The following is a 26,751-nucleotide window of genomic DNA, read 5'->3' as shown; positions in this document are numbered from 1 at the left end:
AATTTTTTTGTACTCTGTAACAGCTTTAATAACTACACTCAATTTTTATGTCATTTAACTCATCTACTGAAGTCAAAGAAAAAAAGCCAATGACTTTATCGACTAAAATCCTTATTGGTCTTTTTAGTGGAGTTGCTGTAGGTCTATTTTTTGGAGAGTATTGTAAACACCTTAGTATTTTAGGTGATGCATTTATTGGTCTACTTCAGATGACCGTTTTACCGTATATCGTTTTTTCATTAATCGTAAATATTGGTAGACTATCATTAGAAGAAGGTCGAAAATTAATTATTCAGGGAATTAAGTTTCTAGCAATACTGTTGGCAATAGGGCTTACAGTGGTATTGATTTTACCTTTTGCATTTCCAGAATGGAAATCAGCCAATTTCTTTAGTACCAGTTTTGTCGCTCCCCCTCCAGAAATTGATTTCCTTGAGTTATATATTCCTTCTAATCCCTTTTTCTCTTTAGCAGAAAGTAAAGTGCCAGCAGTGGTACTGTTCAGTATTCTTGTGGGTATTGGCGTAATGCAGATAAAAGGTAAGGATAAAGAAATGTTACTGCATAGTTTGGATGCCTTTAACAAAGCATTAAACCAAGTAAACAAACTAGTAGTAAAACTAACACCAAGTGGGGTATTTGCCATTGCAGCAAGTACAGCGGGTACAATGACTTTAGATGAGTTAGGAAAAATGCAGGCTTACTTGCTTACATATCTTGTCGCGGTGATCATTATGGTATTTTGGGTGTTGCCTATGATTATTTCTTCATGTACTCCATTCAAATACAAGGATGTTTTTAAGTATACTAAAGCTACTCTAATTACAATATTTGCCACAGGTAAAATTATTGTTGTACTTCCTCAGTTGATAGAAGACGTAAAAGAGTTATTCAAGAAATATGAGTTAGATAACGAAGAAAACAATGCTGGTATAGATATTTTAATGCCATTAGCCTATCCATTTCCCAACTTAGGTACCTTGGTGATTTTTATATTTGTTCCTTTTGCTGCTTGGTTTATAGGTAGTGGAATTGCACTTAAAGATACTCCGGTATTCGTTGGAGCTACGCTATTAAGTAGTTTTGTTGCTCCGGTGACGGGTATTCCATTTATGTTGGATCTACTGAAAATCCCGAAAGATATGTTCCAACTCTTCGTTGTATCTACGGTATTTACAGATAGAGTAAGAGTAGTATTAGGAGCCATGCACTTAATTACATTGACTATTCTTACAACTTCATCTGCACATGGATTCTTTAAAATAAAGAAAAGTAAAGTATTGTTTAGTTTGGCCGTGACTGTTGGTCTCTTTGTAGCCACTCTAATCCCTCTTAGGATCTTCTTGGCTTATTCCTTGAAAGATGCCTATAAGAATGATCAAGTAATTGCAAATATGCAGCTAATACATAATCTCGTTCCTTTTACAGTTTTACCTGAATCAGTTCCCAACCCTGATCCATTAATGGAAGGTGAAACAGTATTGGAAAGAATAAAGCGTAGAAAAAAATTAAGGGTAGGTTTTTATGAAGATGAAATCCCTTTTAGTTATTTCAATGCAAAAGGTGAGTTGGTAGGGTTTGGTATTGATATGGCTCATGAATTAGGTTCTGCTTTGGATGTAGAATTAGAGTTTGTACCGATTACTATTGGCGATATGCCAGAAGAGTTAGGGAAAGATCATTTCGATATTGTAATGTCTGATATTTTTATGTCGACGCAATATTCGGCGGAGTTGTCTTTCTCTAAGCCTTATCTAGATGTAACCATGGCATTGGTGGTAAAAGATCATGACGATGCTTATAAATCATATGAGAAAACTGCAGCATTAGATTCTTTCACCATAGGATATTTTGAGAGGAGTGATGTCGCTAAAAAATTCTTGAATTACTTCCCAAATGCCAAAGGTGTAAGGTTGGATTCGGTAAATCAATTTTTTAAACAGCAACCTGGAGTTGAGCCACACCTAGATGGATTATTAACCAGTGCTGAAAGAGGAGCCGCTTTGACATTACTTTATCCAGAATGTCAAATTGCCAATCCACTGCCTTATAAAATTACCTTACCACTTGCCTATCCTGTAGGTAATAATGATGAGGCAATGGCTAATTTTGTTACAGATTGGATAGAAGTCAATAAGAAAGATGGAACAATACAACGCTTCTATGATTACTGGATTCTGGGTGATGATCAGCTGAGAAGACAGGAACATTGGAGTGTAATAAAAGATGTTTTACATTGGGTAGACTAATTAATTGTCAAGAAGTGAGAAAATTCTTACTTCTTGACAATTTTTTTTTAAATTACTATCCATTATTTTTTAATCTATAATGATAAATTATTTAGACTAACTCCTATAAAATCAATGCATATGCAAGTTAAATGCTCTTATCTTGTTTACCTTTTCATAGGTTTATTCTATTTGAATTCTTGTGCTCCACATCAACAAACAACAGACGTAAGTAGTCAAGATATTTTTGATACTCCAGACTTTAATTGGAGAGAACTTACTGGTGAAGATGTTTATGTGAGTTCTAGGGCGATGGTGTCTGAAGAAGTCTTGGTCGCTGTAAGTGCATCTACAGGTATGCAGGAGCTTTTCGATGCCAAAGAGAAAATGCCAGAAAGCTTAGCTTCTCTAACCCAACAGTTCATCAATGAATTGTATGAGAACTTTCCCAAAATGACGGAACATCAAAGACAGATGCTTACTGAGAATGCATACTGTCGCATGAGAGTATTATCTAAAGAGTCGGAAGAGAAAGATTTTGAATTAATCCATCAGAAATTAAGCAAAGCATTTATTTATTTACGACAAACCAAAGGTATCCGATCAGGGTATGCTTTTGTTGGTAATATTGCAAAGGCCAATGTCGGAGGACAGAAAGGATATTTGGTTAATATGTCTACAGGAGAGTTGGTTGAAATTCCGATTTCTTCTGCATGGAAAGGAGTTGGTTTTACGGAAGACTCAGGAAAAACACCACTCGGGTATTTTATGATCTATGAAAAATATTCACAGCCGGGGTGGCAATCAAGAACTAAAACAACTTCACCTAAAAGATTCTTTTGGAAGATTCATAGTCAAACATACGAAGGCGAAGCAAAATATATCTACAGAAAATCAACGAAAGAAGAGAAGGCTTTTATCTGTACAAATCAGTTTGGTTTAATTGGTCAGAATATGGGGTCAGAGTTTGTTGATCTTGCAGGTACTAAGTTCTTGGATAAGTCACAAGATGATTTTGCTTTTATTGATAATAGTAATTCTGGTATTCGTCAGTTATATATTCATGGTACTAATAGAGAAGACCAATTAGGGTTTGCTCTTTCTGGTGGATGTGTAAGGGTTTCAAATATCAATTCATTTATCATCAAAGAAATTCTGAAAAAACAGAAGACGATGCCTGTATTTTTGGATGCAGTTGCGTTACATCCTCCGAAAAATATTAAAGTTCCTGGTTTCGATGATACAGATTTAGAATCTATTTATAACGAGCAACAAATTGTTATTCGTAAACAAAATATGTTGGATTCAATCACCTTGAATCAAAAGTTATATTCTAAAGTGTTACCTCCTTTAGCAAGTTCAATTGCTTACCGAATGTCTAAGATCGATAAACAATCTGCCGATATTACAATCAGTATTAATGTGCCCTTCCCAGAATCAGCAATGAAATACTGGTTGCATATTCAAGACTTAGATGATTTATCAGACATTCCATTTCAACAGCATTACGGTTTTAGAGGGGAGTATTATAAAGATCAATTAAAGTTATCGAGTAATCATCCGTTCTTTAGAAATTATGATTATAGTGAGATCAGTACCTATTTTACAGGTCGCTTGAACGATACTCAAGATGTTCTAGTAAAAGACTTGAGTGACGAAATTGTCAAGTACCAAGATTTGGATACTGCTTTGATTTTTAAAAATATCAATATTTCTCAGCAGACTGTTATCGATAAATATTTCGAGGATGGTATCGATTCTATCAGAGGTTTAGAGTTCTTGTCAATATCAGATGAAAGAAAACGAGTACTGCATTATATGGGGCTCTTAGATACTTTAGCGATGGAATATCCAAGTCGTTTTAGAGAGTGGGAACACTTAACTTGGATCAATAACTTTATGGATAAAAGAGAGGAGTGGCCAGGAATTCAATTTGAAGGCTCTATTGATTATTATGATGCTATCTTGGCACAAGCATATATTTATGCTTTAGGAGAGTTGGAGTTACAGCGTAGAGACATCAAAGAAGGTAAGTTGGTTCCTATTAGTGGGCAAGAGTATCAAAATTACCTTACAGAGCGATTAGGAGGAGAAGGAACCCTTAATTTATTAGATGAGGCAGGGCTTTATGCTTTATTCGAATATTCTCATAGTTCAGAGAATCCGCATAATATAAAAATCACAACAGTGACCAACCCAAAAGCCGAAATGCTTTGGGGAATACACATGCTAGCCGAATCCTTTTATTCAAAATATAAATGGATATCGAACCAATATGTTATTACCTCAGAAGTGAATGGGGAAGCAATAACATTAGCAGATTAAAAAATAAATGTCGAACAAGAGGTAAACTTTCTATAAGGTTTACCTCTTGTTTTTTTAAGATACCTAATAAAAAAAAGGAGCTTCCGTACTTAGACAGAAACTCCTTCCAATTCTATATAGATATCGATGACGCCATCCTCCTCAAGTAAATTTGATTTGAATAGTTCATCTTCAGTAAGGTCAAAACTAGATTCTTCGAAATAAGATTCGCTTGTGTTGTCGTCGAAGAATAGGGTTACTTTAAAGGATAAAGTATGTGAGTCAGTATTTTCAAAACCACCTTCCCACAAGTATTGTTGTTGATTTGCTATACTCATGATACAGACTTGTTAATTACTAATTAAAAATAATCAATCTGATCAAAAAAGTATAGTTTCCTTACTCTAATATTAGCTAATATTTAATAATTAATACAGCTTTAACTTTGGAGTAATATGATTAGAATTTCCAACCAACATACATACTTAAAGCAAATGTTCTAGTTAAACCATCAGGTCTTGCTTCTCTTGCCATAACAGGAAAACCTAGGTCAGAACCAAAAGTATATTTACCAACTGTTCTTGATATACCGCCAGTAATATTCAGCGTTAATCCACTAGAGTTTTCAATGTTCTTACGTTGGTTGTTGTCTTCTGTATCGATATAAGAATCTTCACCCATATGTACAATACCAAGTAAACCTGCTTTCCATGACCATTTTTCGAAGTTAGCTTTTGCATATTCAGCTCTAATAGCCATATCTGCAGCTCTTTCATATCCTGTTGTTGTTTTAAATTTTGCATCAGGATCTGGATCATTAGAAATGTATGTACTGCTATTTTGAGTTAGAGGCTGTTGATATCCTACAGAAAATAAAAAGTGATCAACATTGACAGCAACTCCGCCTAATAAATCAAAAGTACCTAAACTGGGTTGGTAGGCCATTGGTAATGCTACACCATTATCCATTACATTACCATCGTTTAAAGGTATTTTTGTACCTGCAAAGATGGTAGTTCTAACTTTATCATTTTTATAAACAGGAACAGACAATGAAAGCGTAATATCTCCAAGTCCTGTTGCAGTCCCTAATTCACCTGTGGAGATGACATAAGGCATCAGAAATTGAAAATAAACTTTATCATTAATGTTGTAATCAGCTTCAACTTGTAACCCAATAATACTGGTTTGTTTTTCTCCTAATGAATATGATGGCTTAAATCTAATTTCTCCTTTAGAAGGATCATCTTCAGATATTTCATTATGAGTCATTGGTCCGATGCTACAAACACCAGCATCAGAGCAACCTTGTGCGTTTGAGTAGTTAGTTGTTACGAATGTTGAAAGCATAAAAAACGCTAGCGAACTCTTAAGCAACAGTGAGTATTTCATAGCGATAAATTGTGTGAGAGAAATGAATAATAGGATTAAGTTTTGTGAAATATACAAAAAATATTTGTTTGAACAATGATTTTAGAACACAGGATAGTTCGTAGAGATTTTTTTGAATAGGGAACTTACCTCTAAATCATCAGTTTTTGTAAAGACTAATCGTCTTGTAATGTCCTTGTGGGGAATATGAATATTGATTTGATGTGAACTGTGATCGTTCATCATTGTAAAGAGTTTAATATTCTTCTCTTCATTAAAAAAGACCTTCTTTTTTGTTTCTTTTAACTCTAAAAAGTGAAGGTTGGTTGTAGGACAATTTATAGCAATAAGCTTCTCATCTTCAAAGAAGAAATGCCAATGTTCATTATGAGTAGTATCAAAAATGCGGATTACTTTTCTCTCGGTTACATCTACTTTGTCTAATAACCCTTCATCATCAATTTTATAAATAACCGATGAGGAAATATTACTAGTTTGTGCACAAAGGGGATTTTTAGTTAAGCTAAATAAGCAGATAAAAGTAAGTGCAGAGAAGTAATGATTTATTCTGTGTCTATATTTCTTATTTAATTTCACAGATTAAAGGTACGACCTACTTTTAAAATAGAAAAATGATTTTTAAGAATTTTTCACAAGTCAAAAAAATAGCGATAGAATGTATATTCTACCGCTACTTTATTCATTTTATGAATGATATCTTCTAGAAGATAGTATGACGATCGATTTTCTCCTCATCAGCAAGAAGTAAGGCATCTTCTTCTTCTTCGTTAATAATAACGTGAGGACGTACACCGATAATCAACATATCATCAATTTGTCTCTGATCTCCTTGGTGCATCCATTGATCCATGAACTTAGAAAGAGAGTCTCTTTGAACGTTCATTTCTTTCTGATGGATATTGAACAGAAGTTCTTTAAATGGTCTTTGCATTAGTTTTCTTCCATTCGGGCCACCAAACTGATCTTGGTAACCATCCGAACAGATATAGAATACTTTAATTTCCTCAAGTGGTAATGAATAAGAATCAAAGACTTTTTTCTGATTCTTCTTACCACCAATACCGAATTTACCACCTTTGAGACGTTTCAGTTCTTCTGGTTCGCTGTTTTCGATATAATATAGAGGTCTACCTGCACCTGCGAAAGTAAGTGTTTTTCTCTTTGGTGAAACCACACAGATAGCGATATCCATACCGTCACGGCTATCATCGTTTTCAGCTTGGTTCAATGCTTGACGAATCATATCGTTCATCAACTTTAGAATTCTACCTGGATCAAGAATACCTCTTTCGTATACAATTTGGTTAAGAAGGTCATTACCAATCAGTGACATGAAGGCACCCGGTACACCGTGACCAGTACAATCGGCTGCTACAATAATGTAGTTTTCGTTTTTCTCACCAAACCAATGGAAGTCACCAGATACAATATCTCTTGGTTTTAAATAAACAAAACCATCCCAGTGAGTACCAATTGCTTGCATTTTATCTTCCATATCTGATGGTTTACCAAATACGGCAGTTTGCATTCTACGAGCATAATTTACGGAACTCTTTACCTTGTCATTGTGCTGAGAAAGTAGAAGGGCTTGTTCTTTTACAAGTTCGTTTTGTCTAAGGATCTGCTCTCGGTGAGATTTCATTTCGTGGTGTTGTTCACGAATTGTTCGAGAAGTTTCCTCAAGCTGACTGTTTTGATCTCGAAGTTTTGATGCCGCTTTTTCAGCATCTTTCTTCGCTCTTTCCAGTTCTTTTGTATTGTGGTTTAGAATGGCCTCTGATCGTTTTAGTCGGTTAAAGGCTTTTTCTAATTCGTAGTTCTTGTCTGTTAATTCTCGCGCTTGGTTCTCTACCTCCTTTGTACGCTTGTTTACCTGTTCCTCTAATCGCTTTTGCTCTCTTCTAGATCGGTAAGCATTAAATTGGATAGTAATCACAATGATTAAAATCGATACAAGGATATAGATCAAGTTACTCCACCATTGTTTGTAGAATGGAGTATATACAGAGAATCTATAAGTTAAAGGTCTAGACCATGAGAAGTTACCTGTTTTTCTACCTCTAATTTCAAGAGTATATGAAGAACCTGGTTCTAACTGGTCTATTAATAGACCTTCTGATTCTTTATCGAAGTTTGTCCATTCGTCCTTTCCAGGGTAACCTAAAATTCTTTTTTGGAAGGCTACGTTTTGTGTTGGATATACTGAAATGTGGAAACCTACTTTTAAGTAACTATCTGAAGGAACTTCTACTGTTTCGTTTAAGTCTATTCTGTCACTACCTACGTTGATCTGTTCTAAGATTGGTCGAGGAGTTTCTTTTAATACCTGAAGGTTAGGAGCGAATCCAATACCTTTTGTTGTTGAGATGAATAACTTACCATAATCATCAATATATAGACCCCTAATGTTGAAGGTAGCATCAGGAAGACCATCTTTGTTGTTATAAACAAGGTACTCATCATGATCGAAGTTATAACGAATTAACTCATTCGAAGAAGCAACCCAAAGTTGTTTTTGAGAAGGGTCAACTGCTAATGCATTGTTGGTAATTGTTGTGAAATCACCAAAATTCAAACGTTTAAACTCTTCATCTTTTAAGATTAAAGTACCATAAGAAGTACCTAATATTACTTCACCTGTCTTTAAAGTAGTGATGTCATTCGTTTGGATATTATTTTCTACTTTAAATTTCACATCAGCAGTTAGGTTGTTAAATGCATCTACTGCTTCGTTGTATTGGAAGATTAAACCATCTTTAGAAGTACCACCAACGAAGATTTCCCCCGCATCGTTAATTTTAATAACAATTGGTCTACTAGAAATACCTTGCTCGACACTATAAATCTTTGGTTTGTTGTTTCTACCAATTTTTATCGCACCAACTACACCGTCCTGACAGATCCAAAGGTTGCCTTCTTTGTCTTGTTGTAAGATGAAAATGGCACCACCTAGATTCGATAAGTCAATCTTTTTCACTTCTTGACCGTTTCTCCATAATTGGATCAGACCATTCGCATCTGAAGTATAAACCCCTTCTTTTGTTGGTAAGATTCTTAAGAAAGAGTTACCCTCTGACGTTTTTACTTTACGTTCTAGGTTGAAATCTTTCAACGAGTTAACAGTACCCATATATAAGGTTCCACCATCTGAAAAATATAGATGATCGTCGTTACCGTTGATATTCTGTATGTATGATGTTGTTAAGTTGGATGCGAAAACGTTGAATGGTAACTGTTGGAAAAGAGAAATACCATTGTCTTTCGCTAACCAGATATCTAAATCGTTATAATAGATAGAATTACCATTATATACACCTAGTTCAGGGTCTCTGTAAAGGTTAAACCCTTCATATGTTGATTCTAAACGGTATAAACCAGATACAAAACCAGTAATTAAGAATTGGTCAGTACCAATCTCCTGGATATATGATGCATCAAATGGTTTCCCGATTTGGTTTCTTACTACTTTGTTTTTGAATACATCAATAAGTGATATACCCTTTTTACTATCTGCAGCAAGGAATGATGATTCAGTATACCAAACTACATGTTCGATATTCCTTAATCCAGAATTTCTTGTAATTAAGTCAAACTTGTTTTCTTCTGCATTGTATTTATATACTGATCCAGAATAATGGAAAACATATAAGTTACCAGACATATCTTCTGCGAATTGGAACGATCTACTTTCGTTTTCACTAGGAAGATTGAAGTCATTAAAGACCATTTCAAACTGTCCATTTTCATTTTGCTTGAAGATCTGGTAATTATCAGCAGCCCATAGCTGACTTTTCTGGTCCTCGAATAAAACCTTACCATAGTGTAGTTTACCAGGTGTAGGTTCTTCCGTTTCCATTTTGATTAATGTCTTGAATTTTACAGTGTTGGGTTTACTGAAAATCTGTACAATCTCCTTATTAGTAATTGCATATAAAGAACCATCTTTCTTTCGTAAGATATGCTTTACATAGTTACTCGTAAGGTGCTTAGATCCAAGGCTTTTAAATTTGTCACCATCATAACGTACTAGTCCGTTATCACTAGCAAGCCATAAGTAGCCAATGGAGTCTTTTGCGATATACTTCGTATAATCGGCTTTTAGACCGTTATCTTTTGAATAGTGCGTACTGAGAATATTTTGCGCTGACAATGGGATGTTAGCAAAGCAAAGCATTATCAGAATTAAAAAATACGCTTTGTGTAGTTGTAAGTAATTTTGTCTCATGGCAATAATTCGCGAATGACAGAGTTCGAATAATTGTGACCAAATGATAAAAAAATGCACTGGTTTATGACTGTATTTTAATATTATTTATTAAAAAAATCAAAAATATAACGCCTAATGTATCAATTTAGTGTAATAAAAATGGGAGAAGAACGCCTAATGTACAGAAATGTATAAAAAATCACTTTTTGAAAAGCCAGTTTTTATCACCAAAAAATAATTAGGTCCACTAAAAATAATCAACCAAAAGTGTTAATATCTAGATAAAAGAAATTAAATAAGTGCTTTATAATGAGTAAAATAGGATGTAATATATTACCTCTTTTTTACTTATGCATATAATTTAGATGCACACTGTCTTTAAAATTGATCTTGATATTTTTATTACCACTAATCTTAGACAATATGGGTGCCAAATATTGTTTAGCGTTTTCTTTTGCGCGAGCTTCAAGTTGCATTTCTTGCCCTGTAACTTTCAGTTTCTTTTCTGCCTCAATATATAATTGGTTCATAGCGTCAGGGCCAGCATGTTCTGAAGAGTAGATTTTTACTTCTTTAGGATTCACTCTGCCATCAATATGAAGAACAGGTAAATCAACAATTACAGTAGAATCCATTAAATGGATATCCTTTTCATGGATCTCATTAAGATTGATATAAGCAACAATCTCTCCTCCGATAACAGCAAGAATTTTAGATTTGAATAATTCGTTGGCTACGGGTATATCTGCTAGGTATTCATTGTCTGCAGTATATTCCGCTACATCACGTACATGCGCTTTATACAACTCTAAACGTCCTAAACCTTCAAGTTCTTCAACAATAAGTTGGTGTTCGTTGGCTTTGTCAGAGTAATTCTCGCAGTATAGGTCATAGCCGATATAGATCGACATGATTACAGCAAGTAGTGTTAGAATTGTAGTATGTAACTTGGAGGACATATAATTTCTTCTTCGTTAGCGAATTATTTCACTCAAAAATACCTGTTTACGACTAACTTAAACAAATATTCAAATCATTGAATTACAAATGTTTGCATAATTAGTGTTACTTAGTGCAACATTGGGGTTTATTTTAGATATAATTAACAATCTGCAAAATCCAATTAAGCTTTGTTGAAATAAAAAAATATACTTTTTTGGTTTGTCCTATTGTGCATCAATAGAAATATGCTAGTTTTGATAATTTATTATTGGAGTAAACTGCACAAAGAAAAGTGTATTGAATAGATGAAGGTTTCCACAAGTCAACCATTTCAGTTAGTATATTCATTATTTCAACACCAGTTTTTAGGGTATCTGTTTGAATCGTTTGTAGTTCAGTTAAATAAAGAAAATAAACTGACTTTACAGCATCAAAACATTTCTTCTAGGAATGCTCATGAGTTTAGTAGTAAACTAGACCAAACAGATTATGAGTTGATTACCCTAATGGATGAAATTCAACCCGAAGCTATTGTCAACCGTTTTGGTGGCAAGAAAAGAATGAAGCCTAACACTTTTTTCTTAACGATTTTTGATGAAAATAAAGGAGATAAAGTGTTACAGAAAAAGATACTGGATTTTGTTGAAAAGCAACGTTCCAATATCCTGGGCAAGCTTTATGGGAAGATGGTTTTTGAAATGGGAAAAGATGGAGACCCAATTTTTAAAACGATTCGAGTCCAAAAACAAAAGGCAGAAATCGAATTTCGGTTTTGGAGAAATAAAGAAGAGAAAAATACTAACTATAGACCTTTTATGTACCATGATGGTGAAAAGGTCGAGTTTCAATACAAAAACGCTGTCTTATTATCCAACACCCCAGCATGGCTTCTGTTAGAAGGAAAGCTGTATACATTTAAAGGTGGTATGGATGGCAAAAAAATAAAACCATTCCTCTATAAAAACTTTATTGCCGTTCCTCAAAAAATGGAGGAGAGCTATTATGAAAAGTTTATCACACACCTTATCGAAGATTATAAAGTAAAAGCTTCTGGTTTTGAAATCATCAATAGAAATGAAAAGCCACATGCATTTTTACGTCTAAAGGAACTTCACATTGAAGGACATGAAGAGGGTGATGTTGTGGATAGAAGTATACCAACAGATGTAGAATTAGGTCTTTTCTTTGATTATGCCGGAGAGGAAGTAAGTGCAGCAGATATTGGTAAAAGAAGTAAAGTAACTCTCGAATATGCAAATGATGAGTTTACATTTACCAAGACTTGGAGAGATAAAGACTATGAGTATAACATTATGAAAATAATGGAAGATACTCAATTAGATATTGCAACGAAAGGTGTTGTTACTTTATCAAAAAATGATGCTTTTACCTGGATTTCTCATCACTCTAAATTATTAAAAGAGCAGGGGCTTGAAATAAAACAAGAGGTAGATGATCAGAAGGTTTACTTTGTTGGAGAATCTACGTTAAATCTCGAAGTATCAGAAGATAAAGATTGGTTTGATATAAAAACAAAAGTAGTTTTTGGTGAATATGAAATTCCGTTTAAAGTAATTAGAAAACTGATTGTTTCTGGTAGACATGAATTTGAATTACCGAATGGAGAAATTGCAGTTATACCCAATGAATGGTTTGCTCAATACCAAGAATTATTTTATTTCTTAGATAACGAAAGTGATGAGCCGCGTTTGCATAAACATCACTTAGCATTAGTACAGGAATTACAGGAAGGGTCTTTGGCAAAGGTGAGTTTCGATAGAAAGCTTGCTCGCTTAAACGACTTCGATCAAATTGAAGAATATAAAGTACCAAGATCTTTTAAAGGAAAGCTTAGACCTTATCAAAAGGCAGGATACAATTGGATGAGATTCCTTTCTGAATATAACTTCGGAGGATGTTTAGCCGATGATATGGGACTTGGTAAAACGGTACAAACGCTAAGTATTTTAGAATACGAGAGGGTATCTGAGAACGGAACTTCATTGTTGATCATGCCTACTTCATTGGTATACAACTGGGAGATGGAGGCAAAGAAATTCACGCCTAAAATGAAGATCCTCAATTATACCGGTACTAACCGTTCAAAAGATCCTGAACAGTTTGGAAAGTATGATATTGTAATTACCTCGTATGGAACAGCAAGAATAGATGCCGAAATTTTATCTCAATACTATTTCAATTATACTATTCTAGATGAGGCTCAAACGATTAAAAACCCTTCTTCTATTGTTACAAAGGCTGTAAATCAGTTAAAAAGTAGAAAAAGATTACTGTTGTCTGGTACTCCTATCGAAAATACAACGATGGATTTGTGGTCTCAGATGAACTTTGCTAATACTGGTCTTTTAGGTAGTCAGAACTTCTTTAAGAAAGAGTTTCTTAATCCAATTGAACGAAAGAAGGACGAAAAAAAATATGCAAAATTATATCGTCTGATTAAGCCATTTATTATGCGTCGCCATAAATCTCAAGTAGCATCTGAGCTGCCAGAGAAGGTAGAAAAGGTGATGTATATCGATATGACTCCTGAGCAAAAGAAAAAGTATGAAGAGGTGAAGTCATCCTATAGAAATGATATCCTTGAACATATTGAGACAACAGGAGTGACAGGTTCGCAGTTTATGCTATTAAAAGGGCTTACAGAACTGAGACAATTGGCTAACCATCCTAAGCTAATAGAAGAAAGTTATGGACATTCTGCAGGTAAATTTGACGAAGTGATTCGTTCTTTAAGTAATGCCATATCAGAAGGTCATAAGATTTTAGTGTTTAGTCAGTTTGTGAAACACTTGTCTATTTTCAGAAAGGAATTGGATAAGCAAGGAATGAAGTATGCTTACTTAGATGGAGCAACTAAGGATAGAAAGAAGGAAGTAAATGACTTCCAAAACAATTCTGATATTCAAATTTTCCTTATTTCTCTAAAAGCAGGTGGATTAGGACTTAATCTAACAGCAGCAGATTATGTTTTCATTCTAGACCCTTGGTGGAATCCTGCAATTGAAGCACAAGCTGTTGATAGAGCACATAGAATCGGTCAGGAAAATCAGGTGTTCGTGTACAAGTTTATCACTAGAGGCACCGTTGAAGAGAAGATTCTTGCTTTACAACAAAGTAAGAGAGAATTGGCGGATACACTAATTACAACAGAAGAGAGTTTTATGAAAAAACTGAGTAAAGACGATATCAAGACACTTCTTTCATAAATTTTTAAAAAAAAATAAACTTTAAATTGTTGATAATAAAATAATTATAATTAACTTGATGGTTTTTGAATGAAAAAATAGAAAAAACCCTTGTGGAATAAAAAAATGTACGTACCTTTGCATCGCAAGTCAGGTCGATTTGCTCCCTAGAATCCCCCAGGTACGGAAGTAAGCAAGGGTAATAGGTTGAGCGATGCGTTCCTGGCTTGTTTTTTTATATCCAAAAGATACCTCAAAAAAGGGTAGACAGTTATTAAAATTGTCTACCCTTTTTTTATCCAAAATCGTCTACTAAGATATCCTCATTGTTGATACTAGGGTTACTCAACAACATTTCTTTCATTCCTTTATTGAAGCTAGAGTTTCCAACAATATAATATTGGAAATTATCCCATTGTTGAAGGTGTGAGAATAATGTGATTGCAGATATCCTCTCTTCCGTTTCTGTAAAAACAGGAACATAGTGGAAGTTCTCTAACTGCACTTCTTGTAACTCATGATGATAAGCCGTTGATACTTCATTTTTGTTTGAATAAAACAAGTATACTGGGTTAGAATAATGCTGGTCTTCTAATTCTTTGAGTAAAGGTAGGATAGGGGTAATTCCTATGCCTGCAACAATAAATGAGATCCCTTTTGTAGCATTCTGAGTAGAAAAACTTCCTATAGGACCATAAATTTTACATACGGTATTTAAGTCCATTTCTTTAATCGATTTTTTGAAAGAGCTGTCACTATATCGCATAGCAAGTCGAATATTGTCCTCGCTAGGATGTGAGACGATGGATAAAGGTCTATGAGATATATCTAAATTTGTGTATTTCGGCGTAAGTAGATCTAAGATGAGGTATTGTCCTGCATTGTATTGAAAGGATACAGGCTTAGTAAAAGATAGCTCAACGGTATCTTCTGCTATTAACTTTTTTTCAATTAGAGTTACTTTGTTTTCTGTGTCTAATGATGGTTCATTTTGGTCTTTAGAAACTACATTAGGTTGGTCTTGAATTTGAGTAGCACATAAATATCCACTGATAATTGCCCCTGTAAAACCTCCTCCGGGGAATGACCAAGAACCTGCAAAGTATAAATTAGGAATGGGTGATTTTAATGGTGTTCTATTTCTACCACTCTGACCTTTTATTTGTGCATACCCATAAGGCGTTCCATTTGGGCTATTAATATAGCTTCTAATTGTTTTTGAAGTGGCTACTTCATAATGCTCAATTTCGTTTTTTATGCCTGGAAACTTCTGATCTAAGCGTTGAATAAATATTGATGCTACTTCCTCTTTTTTTGCTTTATAAGCATCAGAAGATAAACTTTCCCAATCTTGTATATAATCAGCACAGCAAATTACACCGAAGGATTTTCCTTTAGGAGCTAATCCTGCATCAATTTGTGAGTAGTCTACAAAAACAAAGTTGCGTTTTGTCCAATCTCCTTGGTAATTCTTGTGAACATCTTTTAGAGTTTCTACTTCTTTATGGGAGAAAAAGGTAGAATAATTTACGCTTCCATATTGTTTGATATCTCCTTTAAAGCCGATATAGATACTCAATAAAGAACAAGATGGTTTTAAGTGTCCAACTTTTTGATTGATTTTTAATGCCTCTTTATTGGGGAGCATTTTTTCAAGTACAGGAATAGCTGCATTGGAGATGATGTTTTCTGCATAGACTCTATTTTTCGATGAATTCTGGTACTTATCATGATAAAGCACACCTTTTGCCTTACCCTCTTCAATAATTACTTCTTTAACCGTTTTGCCCAATACTACCTGTCCTCCATTATTATTAATGATAGATACCAAATAGTCAGAAAGTTTTTGAGACCCACCTTTGATGAAATATCCACCTCCATTGATATAGCTGGTTTGTGCGGCAGCAAAGTAGATCATTGACATAGAGTATGGGTCATCATGGTAATAAAGCAGGTTGGCCTGAAGTAATAGCTTTAGATCTTCGTCTTTGAAATAATAATCCAACCACGCCCCTAAGCTCTTTCTAGCAGCCCTAACAATGTTAGGAAACTTAAGGGGCATGATCGGCAGAGTGATTGTTTGTTTCCATTTTTCTAAAGGAAACTGAGGTAATTCTGTTAGTATGTTATCCATAAAGGTGAGGAACCTTTGGATGTTTTTCGCCTCATTTGGAAAGTAACTTACCAATTTGTCGTAGGAGGCCTTTTTTCCGTGTGGGAGTGTAAAATCTAGTTTTTCTGATTTTAATCTAAAAACTTCAGGTACTTTAATAAGATTAATATTTTTATCTATTTCTAGATATTCGAAGATATCTTTTTTGATATCCTTCTCATAAAGCCCATCCATCTCATGGAGTCCCACCTCCATGATATAATCCTTTCTTTTAAAAGTAGTCGCACATCCTCCGGCCACATAATGTTGTTCCAATAAAAGCACTCTGTGACCTTTTTTCGTTAGTGTAGCACCGGCAACTAAACCACCTAAACCGGCACCAATAATGATAGTGTCAAATTGATAATAGGTCATTTCTATTCTAAATTGATAGTAAGCTTTTTAGTGTCATTATTCTCAATTGAAAATGAAGCATCCTTAAATTTAGGAGGGGCGAAAGTGCCAAATACATTGTTAGAAAAACCATATTTTTCAGTTGGTTTTCCTACCCAATTTGTATTAAGTTCTTTGTCTTCATTCTCGTCATGCCACACAGCTATTGCATATTCCCCTTCAGGAATATTTTCTAAGGTAATGTAAACATCACCAGTCGACGGTTCAACAGAGACCCCCTCGATATGTTGTCCATACTTTGGAAAGTCATTACTGTTGTCATACAAGCCTACTTGTATTTTACCTTGGGTATTTTCAATCCCTTTAACGTGTATTATAATGGTAGTTGTCTTAAGGGAAAAGAAAGTATGTACGATACATATAAGGCTTAACAGGAAAGTCGTTTTCATAACCGTATGATTTTTGGTTCGTAACTCTAATGTATAAGCACTTTTTTGAAAAAGAAACCGATATGTGATGAACAGGAGATAATGGGGTGTATGGGCCTAAAAAATGAGGTTTTTGGGATGAATGGGACGAATGGGAAGGCCTAATTATTTATAAATACTGATCATTTCTTTAGAAAAACTTCTTGAAACAGGGATTGAAAAATCAAGGTTTTCTAGCTGTAGTTCATAGTTTCTAGCATTACCACTTACTTTTTGAATTTTATCAAAGTTAGCAATATAAGATCTATGACACTGATGTACATTGTGGTCTTTTTGAATTTGCTCTTTTGCCTTCTTTAAAGATAATCGTATCACTTCCTTTTGAATAGCACCGTTTTTTTCGCTGTAAACTTCTAAATAATTCCCTTCTGATTTGATACATAAAAATTGATGGAGCGGAATAGAAAATGATTTTTTTTCTAATTGGAAAGAGATAGCTTCTTGCGTTTCTTCAAGTTCTTGTTCTTGAATTTGTGTATTAATATGTTCTGCTTTCTGTTCCTTGTCTGATCTAAGTTTCCATTCTAAGAATAGTATAAAAACAATAGTAGGGAAGATACCTACAGAAATGGTAATTCCTATGAACTTAATAAATGAATGACTGATAAATAAAACCTCTTGCCCAATTGTAGAAGTATACAACCAGTTACTAATAGAGATGAGCAAAATAATTACTGAAGAAAAAAGAATGGCTTTAAGAACCGTCCACTTTTCAGGATTGAATATTTTTGTGAATATTTTCGGTAAAATGAAGAAGCAAAAAGCAACGTTACAGATTGTTATCAATGCGTACCCACCAATCAATAGAGGCTTATAAAAGACAACATCAGCAATGCCAAAGGGCTGGAAGATATAAAGAAAGATAAAGACAAAAAGACCGAATAGAAATGAGGCTATACTTTTTATTTTATTGTCTTCGATTAACGGAAATGCAGCGTTTAGTTTATTGAGTAGATTAGTCATATTTAATTTAGGGATTCCTCGTATTGCAAGTACAATAAAAAAATCCTCATTCACTAATAAATTTTAGCAAAAGAGGATTTCTTAAGAATTATATAATCTACAGTTTATTTCTTCTTTTTAAAGTCTAAAGCCTTGGATACCATAATACCCCAGAACCACTGACCAGATGAAGTAACACCTGCTTCTACACCTAGCTGTGCTTTCATCTTAGTTAAGTTGTAGTATACATCAAACCAATAACTCTGACTCCAGCTCGAGTAAGTCTCTGCAGGGATTTCTGATGTACCTGTACCGTCTCTTAATGTTTCATGCTGATTTAGCGTCCAGCCAATAGCAAAATCCCATCGTCCACCAGGAGCCCAATAATAACCATTGGTAAAAGAATAATTATTTAGATCTGACTTGACATCCTTATTGTATACCAAGTAAGGTAAAAATTCACCAATTAAACGGCCATAACCAATAGACAATGAAACGTTTTCGTTATCAAAGTCTTGGTACCCCACACGGAAGTTCAGTAAGTTTTTCTCATCGACGTTTTGCCAGACTGAAATTTGTTGAACGTTCCCCATTCCATAATAGTATTGTACGGAAGTTTGTGCTTCTGCTTCATTAGTGAACATCGCGCCACCAATAAAGAATAATCCAATTAGAAGTAGTAGTTTTTTCACGTAAAAGTAGTTTAAATACTTGATGATTCTTTGTAAACAGTCTCTTCTTTCTTTAGTGTAGTGTGAAGAGTATTATTAAAGTATGTATGCAAACAAATGTACGTGATTGGCGAGTAAATGAATGTTTATTCGTTTAAATGGATGATAACATAAACATCTGTTATCTAGATAAATATTAAAGCCCTTCCGGATTATATTAAATTATCCAAAAAGGGCTTTAATTTACTGTGTTATAACAGTTTTGGTTGTAGTGAAACAACTATTCTTCTAGGTAGATATCTAATAGACCTTCAGGTAAGTTGGTATGAAGTGTTTTGGCTTCATAGTCAGCTTTTTGTACAATATCTGCACTCACCGGAATAAGGATTTCTTTTCCTAAATGTTCCATCTCAATTAGATCTTGTGCACTGTTAGTATATACTTTTGTAACCACACCAAGTTCACCTAAATTCTGATCGACTACCTTAAAGTTAATGATATCATGATAGTAGAACTGTCCTTCTTCTAGTTCAGGTAGAGCTGAAAGAGGTAAGTAAAGCTGTACATCTTTTAGAGTTTCAGCATCTTCTAAAGTTTCAATATCTTCGAACTTTGCAATAAATCTATTATTGTGTAATGATAAGTACTCCAAGAAGTAAGGAATCAAGTTTCCTTTTCTTTCTAAGAACACTACATCCAAACCTTCGTATTCTGAAGGATCATCAACGTCGGCAAAAATTAATACTTCACCTTTAAGACCGTGAGTTTTAGTGATTTTACCAAACTCAAAACATTCGTCTTTGTTCATAATATCTGAATTCTCCTTTATTTAAATTTTTTCTGTCATTAATAGACTGATCAACTGCACCTGCATATTTGATTTCTCTTTGTCTGACAATGGTTTCAACTCGTGTATATCATTCACTAGTTGTTGAGCAAGCGTTAAAGCTTCCTCAGGGTTGTGCTTTTTCTTTAATGATCGGATACCATTAAATCGAGCACTTTCTAACACTATACCTGCTTCAAGAAACTTCTTCTTTAATGCAGTAGCATATGCACTATTGATAGTACTTGAATGTAAACGCAAAGAAACGCGTTCTGTTCCATTATTTTCATATGGATACATTTCTATTAACGTTTGAGCAGTTTCTTTGGCAATAGATTGAGCAGATTCTTGTGGATCAGAAAGTTCATAAAATACCTTTGCAGCGTCTTCCACTCTCCATCTGATCTCAACACTCATTTCTAATTCAACACCATCTTTTGCAAAAGTATTCCATGGACCAATGTGATTGATATGATCTTTTTGGTTTAGTCGTTGAATTTTTCTGAATGGATGAGTCCAATAAAAACCAGAGTTTATGACTGTCCCCTTATATTTTCCCATAAGAGAAACTAAAACTGACTCACCATTTTGAGCAGTAAAATACCCTCTTATTAAAACTAGGTCGATAAAGAAAATCAGCATAGCTACTGCCCCTAAGTTTGGAAGTGACAATACATAGGCCGCTCCTGCAAAAAGTGCTGCCTGAATGATTATCATCCAGTAACCAGATAAGCTTTTTAGTTTTTTGTCAGTCATTGATTATTTGTTGAATTGATTCATAGTTCTTGATAACCCAATTGCTGAGAAAGAAAGACACATATCAACAGATTTGTCAATTAATCCATAAAGATCAATTTTTTCATCTTCTGAAAACTCTCCAAGAACAAAATCTACTTGTTTTCCTTTCGAAAAGTTATCACCAATACCAAAGCGTAATCTTGGGTAGGCGGAAGTGGATAGTTGTGCTTCTATATCTTTTAAACCATTGTGACCAGCGGCTCCACCTTTGCCTCTCATTCTAAGAGTAGTATATGGAAGTGCTAAATCGTCTACAATGACTAAAATATTTTCAGTAGGTATTTTTAATTGATTCGCCCAATACTTTACCGCTTTACCACTAAGGTTCATAAACGTTGTGGGCTTAATCACAGTAATACTTCTTCCTTTATTTTTAAAATCAGTAACGTAAGCCAATCGGTCCATTTCAAATTTAGCATCAAACTTTTTTGCTAAAGCATCAGCTACCATAAAACCTATATTATGGCGTGTTTTTTCATATTCAGGACCAATGTTGCCTAAGCCGACGATCAAATATTTCATAGTTCTAATGATTTTTCTTTTGAAGCTGCAAAGATAGTTTTTTGCTTCTTCTTAGTAAAGAGATAAGACCAACGCTTTGTGATTCAACTCAATTTGAAGGAGTTTTAGAGAATCGTTAACAACCTTTGGGTATGAATATAGGTAGGAAACCACACGTCCACCTTCTTTCTTACGTTGGATATTGTCGTCTAAATCAAGTTGATGTTCCATATTGTATTTATAGGCATCCCAAACTTGTTGTTCAATCACATCTGTAGGTTGTTGGCATTCTACCCATATCTTATTGATAAAATTGCTGGTACTATCCGGTAGTAATTTTAGATCATATGAACTACAATCCTCTACTTTGATCGTTTTAGCAAGTTCTTGACCTAAAACATAGGCTCTTTTGGCGATCTCAGGTTCTTTAATCCTTTTAATCTTTCTTTCTTTTATTTGTCTATTGACATCATTCGCATTGATTTTATCAGAAGTTTTAAGTCCACAGGCACTAAAAACGCTAAAAATGATGCTATAAAGTAGAATATTTTGATAGAATCTTTTCATTATCTCTTTTGAAAAAGATGATTTTATAAATTGCACTTCAAAACTAAGCGTTTCGTCTTTTAATTAAAATTACAGAGTAAATGAATTTGTTTTATAGAGAGCTAGGAGAAGCAGGCAAAACACCAATAATTGTACTTCATGGTTTATTTGGCCAATGTGATAATTGGTTGACATTGGGTAAACAAATGGCTGAGAAGTTTCATGTTTTTTTAGTTGATCAAAGAAATCATGGTCAATCTCCGCATAGTGAGGAGTTCTCTTATCAAATTTTAGCAGACGATTTAAAAGAGTTTATAGAACAACATCAATTAGTAAAGCCTATTATTTTGGGGCATTCAATGGGTGGTAAAACAGTGATGCAGTTTTCTGCTAATTACCCTGAGATTGCTAAAAGAATGATCGTGGTTGATATTGCTCCAAGATTCTATCCAGTTCACCACCAAACGATTTTGCAAGGATTGAATGCTATTCCAATTAGTGAAATAAAAACTAGGGGAGAAGCTGATAAAAAATTGGCAGAATATATACCTGGATTAGGAGAACGTTCGTTCTTATTAAAAAATATATATAGACCAAAAACTGGAGGCTTTGCTTGGAGAATGAATTTACCAGTTCTTACAGCAAAAATCGAAGAAGTAGGAAAGGCACTAGATTGTAACCATATTATTGAAGTACCTACCTTGTTTATTGGTGGAACAAACTCTAACTATATTCAAGCTTTTGACATGTCTGAGATTGACGAAAGGTTTGCTTCCGTCCAAATTGAGATGATTGCTGATGCAGGACACTGGGTACATGCCGAAAAACCTAAGGAGTTATTGGAAGCCATATATAATTTTGTTTTATAATTTTGGTTAGTTTATATTGTACTTAGTCACTATAATGACCGATATAAACAATACGATCTATACTCAGTGGAAAATTTTATACCGTATAAACATGATGAGTTATCCAAAGCAGAGATGATTCAGTCTGCTAAAGATTACTTTGAAAAAATAAATAAAAGAAGATCATTAAGGGAGTTTTCAGACAGACCAGTAGACAAAGAAGTGATTGCTAATGTAATCAAGGCTGCAAGTTGTGCACCATCGGGAGCAAATAAGCAACCTTGGATGTTTTGTGCTGTATCTGATCCTGAGGTAAAAAAGAAAATTCGAATAGCAGCGGAAAAAGAAGAATACGAAGGCTACCATGGTAGAATGAGTGAAGAGTGGTTGGAAGACTTAAAACCATTTGGTACAGATTGGAATAAACCATTCTTAGAAAAAGCTCCATGGTTGATCGTTGTTTTTAAGCAAGTCTATGAAATAGATGAGTTTGGAGTTCGTCATAACAACTATTACGTCAATGAATCTGTAGGTTTAGCAAGTGGATTTTTACTCAATGCTATCCATGAGGCAGGATTAGTAGCGTTAACACATACTCCATCTCCAATGAATTTCTTAGCGAAGGAATTAAGTCGACCTGCTAATGAAAGGCCATTTCTATTAATTCCGGTAGGCTATCCTGAAGAGGAAGCAACAGTACCTAATATTACAAGGAAGTCTTTAGAAGAAATTAGTCAGTGGTATTAATATCACTCATAAATAAATAATTGAAGAGTAGGGAAGTTAATTCTCTGCTCTTTTTTTATTCGTCAGATTTTGTACCTTAGACTCCACAACTAAAATATTTAAAGCAAACAAACTAATGAATATTCTCTTCAAATCATTGTATACTTTACTATTGACCATGTCTCCACTTTTTTGTTTCTGCCAAGATTATCATATCAATAAGGTTGGTAACAAAGAAATTAAATGGTTAGATAAAAACTATCATGCAATTTTATTGAATGATAAAAGAAAAATCCATTACAGCTATGTAACCTTAAATGCTGATAATGGAAAACAATATGCCCTTACTTATCAAATCAATACTAATCAATTAATTAGTTTTACAGAATTATCCCAAAAGAAAGAAAATGGAAAGTTCTATATGTTTAATGATGAGGGTAGAGTTACTCAAAAAGGAAACTATGCGTTAGGAAAGAAAGAAGGATTATGGATAGATTACTTTTATAAAAATCATTTCATCAAGTATTCAGTTTATTCTAACAATAGAGAAAGAGTTGAAAAAATTATTGATCGAACAGGGAAATTACTAGTTGATAATTATAATGGTGTATTCACATCAAATATTTATAATAACACTAGATACCTTGAAAATTACAAAGATGGAATCAGTGTGAGTAAGTATTTGATCAATTCTGATAATGATACTATTTATGTAGAAACAACAAACCCGGTTGAAGTTCTAGCCACTGATCTAACTATTAAAGAGCACTTGAAAAAATACTTAAAGGGAATACAGTATGAAAGCTATTATGAAAAAGAAATGGTCTTTCGACTTACGGTAAAAAGTAGTGGAAGGGTTGGAGATGTAGAGGTAGTCAATGGGTTTACAGAAATGGTTAATAATAAGTTTATTGAAGGATTAAAAAATACATTAGGTTTTTGGATGCCAGCCAAAATTGCGGGTAAACGTGTGACTTCATATTATTATTTTTCTATAAATTTATTTGATGTAGTAAAGCCTATAAAAATGAAAAATATAGGACCCGTTTATAATGCAAAGACTGGTAAAGTAAGAAGAGAGTACAAGAATCGTGTAGAAGGACAAAATGACTTTTGGAATGATTTTCCTAGACCGTATGATGATCCAAGAGATATAGCCCCCAATTATTATAATACCGCTAAATCAGATGATCGTCTTTATTTTAAAGAAAAAAGAAAAGAGTTAGAAGCTTTAAACCAAAGACTACTAAGTGAAATAGATTTTGTTTCTACAATTAATGAAGTATTGAATTTGAGTCAATAAGTTTTTCTTACCATACCTCAATAGAATAAAAATGTTTGATATCTAATTTTGTAGTCGTCAATAAATCAGATAGATATGAAAAACATTATCACCAAAAATTATTTTCTTGTTGCAGGTATTCTGACCTTATTGGGTGCATTACCTGTCATGTTATCGCCAGAGTTGGGAACCTATTTATTATTTGATTTTACATCGAATATTCCAACTGAATACTTACCTATTATTATTCATTGGGGTGTTATGGCAGTTGGTTTAGGAGGGATTATGATTACAGCCCATTATCACCCTACAATTCGTTGGGCTACGGCTTTATTTGCTGTTATATCAAAAACATATATTGTTTTCTGTATAGTATGGTTCATTTTATCAGATTATAATCAAGTTTCCATCCACACTTTTGGGGTAGCAGCAGATTATTCTATGCTTATGGTATTGGAAGCATTAATGGTAATTTCAGGTGTGTTTACACTGCAGACATTATCAGAAAAAAAATTAGCCTAAACTCTTATTTATTACCCAAAATAAAAGAACAATGAACGAAAAAGCGATAAAATATTATTTCTGGATTACAGGCTTTATTACTGCTGTAGCCAACATTCCTATGATCTTTTCTCCGTTTCTGGGTACAGAAGCTTTATTAAAATTAAATTTACAGCAATTACCTTTTGCAGCTCCACTTTATGGACATTGGGCCATGATGGTAACTTGTATTGGTGTGTATTTATTTATGGCTGCAACAAATAAAAAATACAGAACTTCTGCTGTTTTATATTCTAATTTTGAAAAGGGAATTATGGCATTAATGGGGTGGTATTTTATGTTTACACAACCCGACATTACTATAAACCATTACTTGATTGTGACTATAGGAGATACTTTATTTACCATTGGAGGTATATTTTATTTACTATCACAAGCCAAAGAAAGAAGAATAGCAGTAGCTTAAACTCTTCTTGGAGGAAATAAAAAAACAGTCATCTTATTATGTTATGTGTGAGTAACATAATAAGATGACTGTTTTGTATCAAACCGTAAGGTTGTTTTATCGATACATCATATAACCGGATGCTTTTTTAAGGAAAGTAGTTTCATCTTTTCTCCAATAAGCTTTGATGTCCTCAAAAGAAAAGTTCTGAGTGAATTTTAATCTTATCTGATCACTACCACATACTTTATCAAACATGCTGTATCTGTTTTCTTTCCCTTGGAACAGATTTTTTGTTGGATATAATTTCTTTAAAACAGCTAAGGCATGGAATTGAATTTCAGAAAGTCTCACTTTATCAAAGTCTGTGATATATACTTGAACACCATGTAATTTCACTCCTTTCTTATCTTTATAATAAGGCGTAAATGTAATTTGTCTGAAGTATACACCTTCCAATTTTAGAGCATTCATTGCTGCAGCATATTTTAATCCATTGATCCATTCGGCTGCAAAAACATCAAACGGTAATGTATAACCAATACCAATAAAACTAGCTTCCAGTTCACCGATAATACCTGTAGCAGGGTAAAGTTCAGCGGTAGCTACATTTGGAATATGTGGTGATGAGGGAACCCAAGGTCTTCCTGTATCTTGAAAACGCATATTTCTGTTCCACCCTTTCATTGGGATCACTTTCAGTTTACACTGTTTCTTACCTTTAAGCCACCCTTCATAGTTCATCATATAGGCAAGTTCACCAACAGTTAAACCATAGATGTAAGGAATAGGAAATTGACTTACGAAAGAAAAGAAACCGGGTTCAACAATATTTCCTTCAATTTTCTTTCCCCCTAATGGGTTTGGTCGATCTAAAACAATTACTTCTTTGTTATTTTCTGCGGCAGCTTCCATCACAAGTCCTAAAGTACTGATGAAAGTATAAGACCTTACTCCGATATCTTGAATATCATAGACAATAACATCAATATTACTGAGCATTTCGGGAGTAGGCTTTCGTGTTTTACCATATAATGAGTAAACATTAAGTCCTGTAACTGGATCGATATAGCTGTTGACATGAGCACCTGCATCGGTATCACCTCTTGCCCCATGTTCAGGTCCATAAATAGCCGTTAGGTTAACATTCGGAGCCTGATGTAAAATATCAATGGTAGAGGTGAAATGAATATCAACACCCGTCGGGTTAGTCACTAATCCAACTCTTTTACCGGCTAGTGCCTTGAAGTTTTGGTCGCGTAAGACTTCTATACCTACTTTAACATAGTTGTTTTCTTGGGCGATTAAAGTGGTATTTGTAATTAAGAGTAGAGTGATTAAAAAGAAAAAATACAGCCTTTTCATCAATAGAATGGATAAACGTTCTTGAAT

Annotated in this window: 22 protein-coding genes and 1 other RNA gene; 9 read left to right on the top strand and 14 right to left on the bottom strand. The window is 34.0% G+C overall.

Translation table 11 applies throughout. The features are described 5' to 3' along the window. Nucleotides 1–47: 47 nt before the first annotated feature. Entirely contained in the window at nucleotides 48–2,249 is a 2,202-nt protein-coding gene (locus HGP29_RS25160; RefSeq protein ID WP_168885224.1) for a cation:dicarboxylate symporter family transporter, read from the top strand. Nucleotides 2,250–2,369: 120 nt separating this feature from the next. Beyond that, nucleotides 2,370–4,553 carry a L,D-transpeptidase gene (locus HGP29_RS25155; protein ID WP_168885223.1) on the top strand — a complete coding sequence of 728 codons (2,184 nt, stop codon included), beginning with the start codon at nucleotides 2,370–2,372 and terminating at the stop codon, nucleotides 4,551–4,553. Between the two features lie 89 nt (nucleotides 4,554–4,642). On the opposite strand, the gene HGP29_RS25150 is transcribed toward HGP29_RS25155, so the two are convergent. The 5 genes from HGP29_RS25150 to HGP29_RS25130 all read right to left on the bottom strand — a co-directional run bounded on the left by HGP29_RS25150 (nucleotide 4,643) and on the right by HGP29_RS25130 (nucleotide 11,090). Next, nucleotides 4,643–4,870, bottom strand: a complete 228-nt coding sequence (locus HGP29_RS25150; protein ID WP_168885222.1) for a hypothetical protein — start codon at nucleotides 4,868–4,870, stop codon at nucleotides 4,643–4,645. 121 nt (nucleotides 4,871–4,991) lie between these two features. Continuing rightward, entirely contained in the window at nucleotides 4,992–5,924 is a 933-nt protein-coding gene (locus HGP29_RS25145) for a hypothetical protein (RefSeq protein ID WP_168885221.1), read from the bottom strand. 81 nt (nucleotides 5,925–6,005) lie between these two features. Beyond that, entirely contained in the window at nucleotides 6,006–6,500 is a 495-nt protein-coding gene (locus HGP29_RS25140; RefSeq protein ID WP_168885220.1) for a hypothetical protein, read from the bottom strand. A 124-nt stretch (nucleotides 6,501–6,624) separates the two neighbouring features. Then, entirely contained in the window at nucleotides 6,625–10,098 is a 3,474-nt protein-coding gene (locus HGP29_RS25135; protein WP_211093416.1) for a SpoIIE family protein phosphatase, read from the bottom strand. Between the two features lie 377 nt (nucleotides 10,099–10,475). After that, nucleotides 10,476–11,090: a DUF4230 domain-containing protein gene (locus tag HGP29_RS25130; RefSeq protein ID WP_168885218.1), complete on the bottom strand. Its 615-nt coding sequence runs from the start codon at nucleotides 11,088–11,090 to the stop codon at nucleotides 10,476–10,478. Between the two features lie 288 nt (nucleotides 11,091–11,378). Between HGP29_RS25130 and HGP29_RS25125 the strand changes: the two genes are divergently transcribed. Then, nucleotides 11,379–14,300, top strand: coding sequence for a DEAD/DEAH box helicase (locus HGP29_RS25125; RefSeq protein WP_168885217.1), 2,922 nt, complete (start codon nucleotides 11,379–11,381; stop codon nucleotides 14,298–14,300). A gap of 123 nt (nucleotides 14,301–14,423) precedes the next feature. Beyond that, an RNA gene (gene ffs, locus HGP29_RS25120) (signal recognition particle sRNA small type) lies at nucleotides 14,424–14,514 on the top strand. 60 nt (nucleotides 14,515–14,574) lie between these two features. Here the strand turns inward: ffs and HGP29_RS25115 are convergent. The 8 genes from HGP29_RS25115 to HGP29_RS25080 form a co-directional block, all read right to left on the bottom strand. After that, a complete protein-coding gene (locus tag HGP29_RS25115; protein ID WP_168885216.1) occupies nucleotides 14,575–16,806 on the bottom strand; it encodes an FAD-dependent oxidoreductase in 2,232 nt (743 codons plus the stop codon). Between the two features lie 2 nt (nucleotides 16,807–16,808). Next, nucleotides 16,809–17,234, bottom strand: coding sequence for a DUF2141 domain-containing protein (locus HGP29_RS25110; RefSeq protein WP_168885215.1), 426 nt, complete (start codon nucleotides 17,232–17,234; stop codon nucleotides 16,809–16,811). A gap of 144 nt (nucleotides 17,235–17,378) precedes the next feature. Then, on the bottom strand, nucleotides 17,379–18,236 hold the full coding sequence (locus tag HGP29_RS25105) for a LytTR family DNA-binding domain-containing protein (RefSeq protein ID WP_168885214.1): 858 nt from the start codon (nucleotides 18,234–18,236) through the stop codon (nucleotides 17,379–17,381). Between the two features lie 104 nt (nucleotides 18,237–18,340). Beyond that, entirely contained in the window at nucleotides 18,341–18,907 is a 567-nt protein-coding gene (locus tag HGP29_RS25100; protein ID WP_168885213.1) for a hypothetical protein, read from the bottom strand. Between the two features lie 259 nt (nucleotides 18,908–19,166). Beyond that, a complete protein-coding gene (gene rimM / locus HGP29_RS25095) occupies nucleotides 19,167–19,694 on the bottom strand; it encodes a ribosome maturation factor RimM (RefSeq protein WP_168885212.1) in 528 nt (175 codons plus the stop codon). Between the two features lie 21 nt (nucleotides 19,695–19,715). Continuing rightward, nucleotides 19,716–20,468, bottom strand: coding sequence for an SPFH domain-containing protein (locus HGP29_RS25090; protein WP_168885211.1), 753 nt, complete (start codon nucleotides 20,466–20,468; stop codon nucleotides 19,716–19,718). A 3-nt stretch (nucleotides 20,469–20,471) separates the two neighbouring features. Further along, complete coding sequence (pth, locus tag HGP29_RS25085) at nucleotides 20,472–21,032, bottom strand: aminoacyl-tRNA hydrolase (protein WP_168885210.1); 561 nt, start codon at nucleotides 21,030–21,032, stop codon at nucleotides 20,472–20,474. A gap of 51 nt (nucleotides 21,033–21,083) precedes the next feature. Then, complete coding sequence (locus tag HGP29_RS25080) at nucleotides 21,084–21,578, bottom strand: hypothetical protein (protein ID WP_168885209.1); 495 nt, start codon at nucleotides 21,576–21,578, stop codon at nucleotides 21,084–21,086. Nucleotides 21,579–21,658: 80 nt separating this feature from the next. On the opposite strand from HGP29_RS25080, the gene HGP29_RS25075 reads away from it, so the two are divergent. The 5 genes from HGP29_RS25075 to HGP29_RS25055 all read left to right on the top strand — a co-directional run bounded on the left by HGP29_RS25075 (nucleotide 21,659) and on the right by HGP29_RS25055 (nucleotide 25,380). Further along, nucleotides 21,659–22,426 carry an alpha/beta fold hydrolase gene (locus HGP29_RS25075; protein ID WP_168885208.1) on the top strand — a complete coding sequence of 256 codons (768 nt, stop codon included), beginning with the start codon at nucleotides 21,659–21,661 and terminating at the stop codon, nucleotides 22,424–22,426. Between the two features lie 66 nt (nucleotides 22,427–22,492). Then, a complete protein-coding gene (locus tag HGP29_RS25070; RefSeq protein WP_317169965.1) occupies nucleotides 22,493–23,152 on the top strand; it encodes a nitroreductase family protein in 660 nt (219 codons plus the stop codon). A 115-nt stretch (nucleotides 23,153–23,267) separates the two neighbouring features. Continuing rightward, nucleotides 23,268–24,434 carry a hypothetical protein gene (locus tag HGP29_RS25065; protein ID WP_168885207.1) on the top strand — a complete coding sequence of 389 codons (1,167 nt, stop codon included), beginning with the start codon at nucleotides 23,268–23,270 and terminating at the stop codon, nucleotides 24,432–24,434. Nucleotides 24,435–24,509: 75 nt separating this feature from the next. Continuing rightward, on the top strand, nucleotides 24,510–24,935 hold the full coding sequence (locus HGP29_RS25060; protein WP_168885206.1) for a hypothetical protein: 426 nt from the start codon (nucleotides 24,510–24,512) through the stop codon (nucleotides 24,933–24,935). 31 nt (nucleotides 24,936–24,966) lie between these two features. Then, a complete protein-coding gene (locus tag HGP29_RS25055; RefSeq protein WP_168885205.1) occupies nucleotides 24,967–25,380 on the top strand; it encodes a hypothetical protein in 414 nt (137 codons plus the stop codon). 96 nt (nucleotides 25,381–25,476) lie between these two features. On the opposite strand, the gene HGP29_RS25050 is transcribed toward HGP29_RS25055, so the two are convergent. After that, nucleotides 25,477–26,724, bottom strand: a complete 1,248-nt coding sequence (locus HGP29_RS25050; RefSeq protein WP_168885204.1) for an exo-beta-N-acetylmuramidase NamZ family protein — start codon at nucleotides 26,722–26,724, stop codon at nucleotides 25,477–25,479. Nucleotides 26,725–26,751 lie beyond the last annotated feature (27 nt).

This window comes from Flammeovirga agarivorans, from assembly GCF_012641475.1.
GTDB classification, from domain to species: Bacteria; Bacteroidota; Bacteroidia; order Cytophagales; family Flammeovirgaceae; genus Flammeovirga; species Flammeovirga agarivorans.
This window is presented reverse-complemented; position numbering and strand designations above follow the sequence as displayed.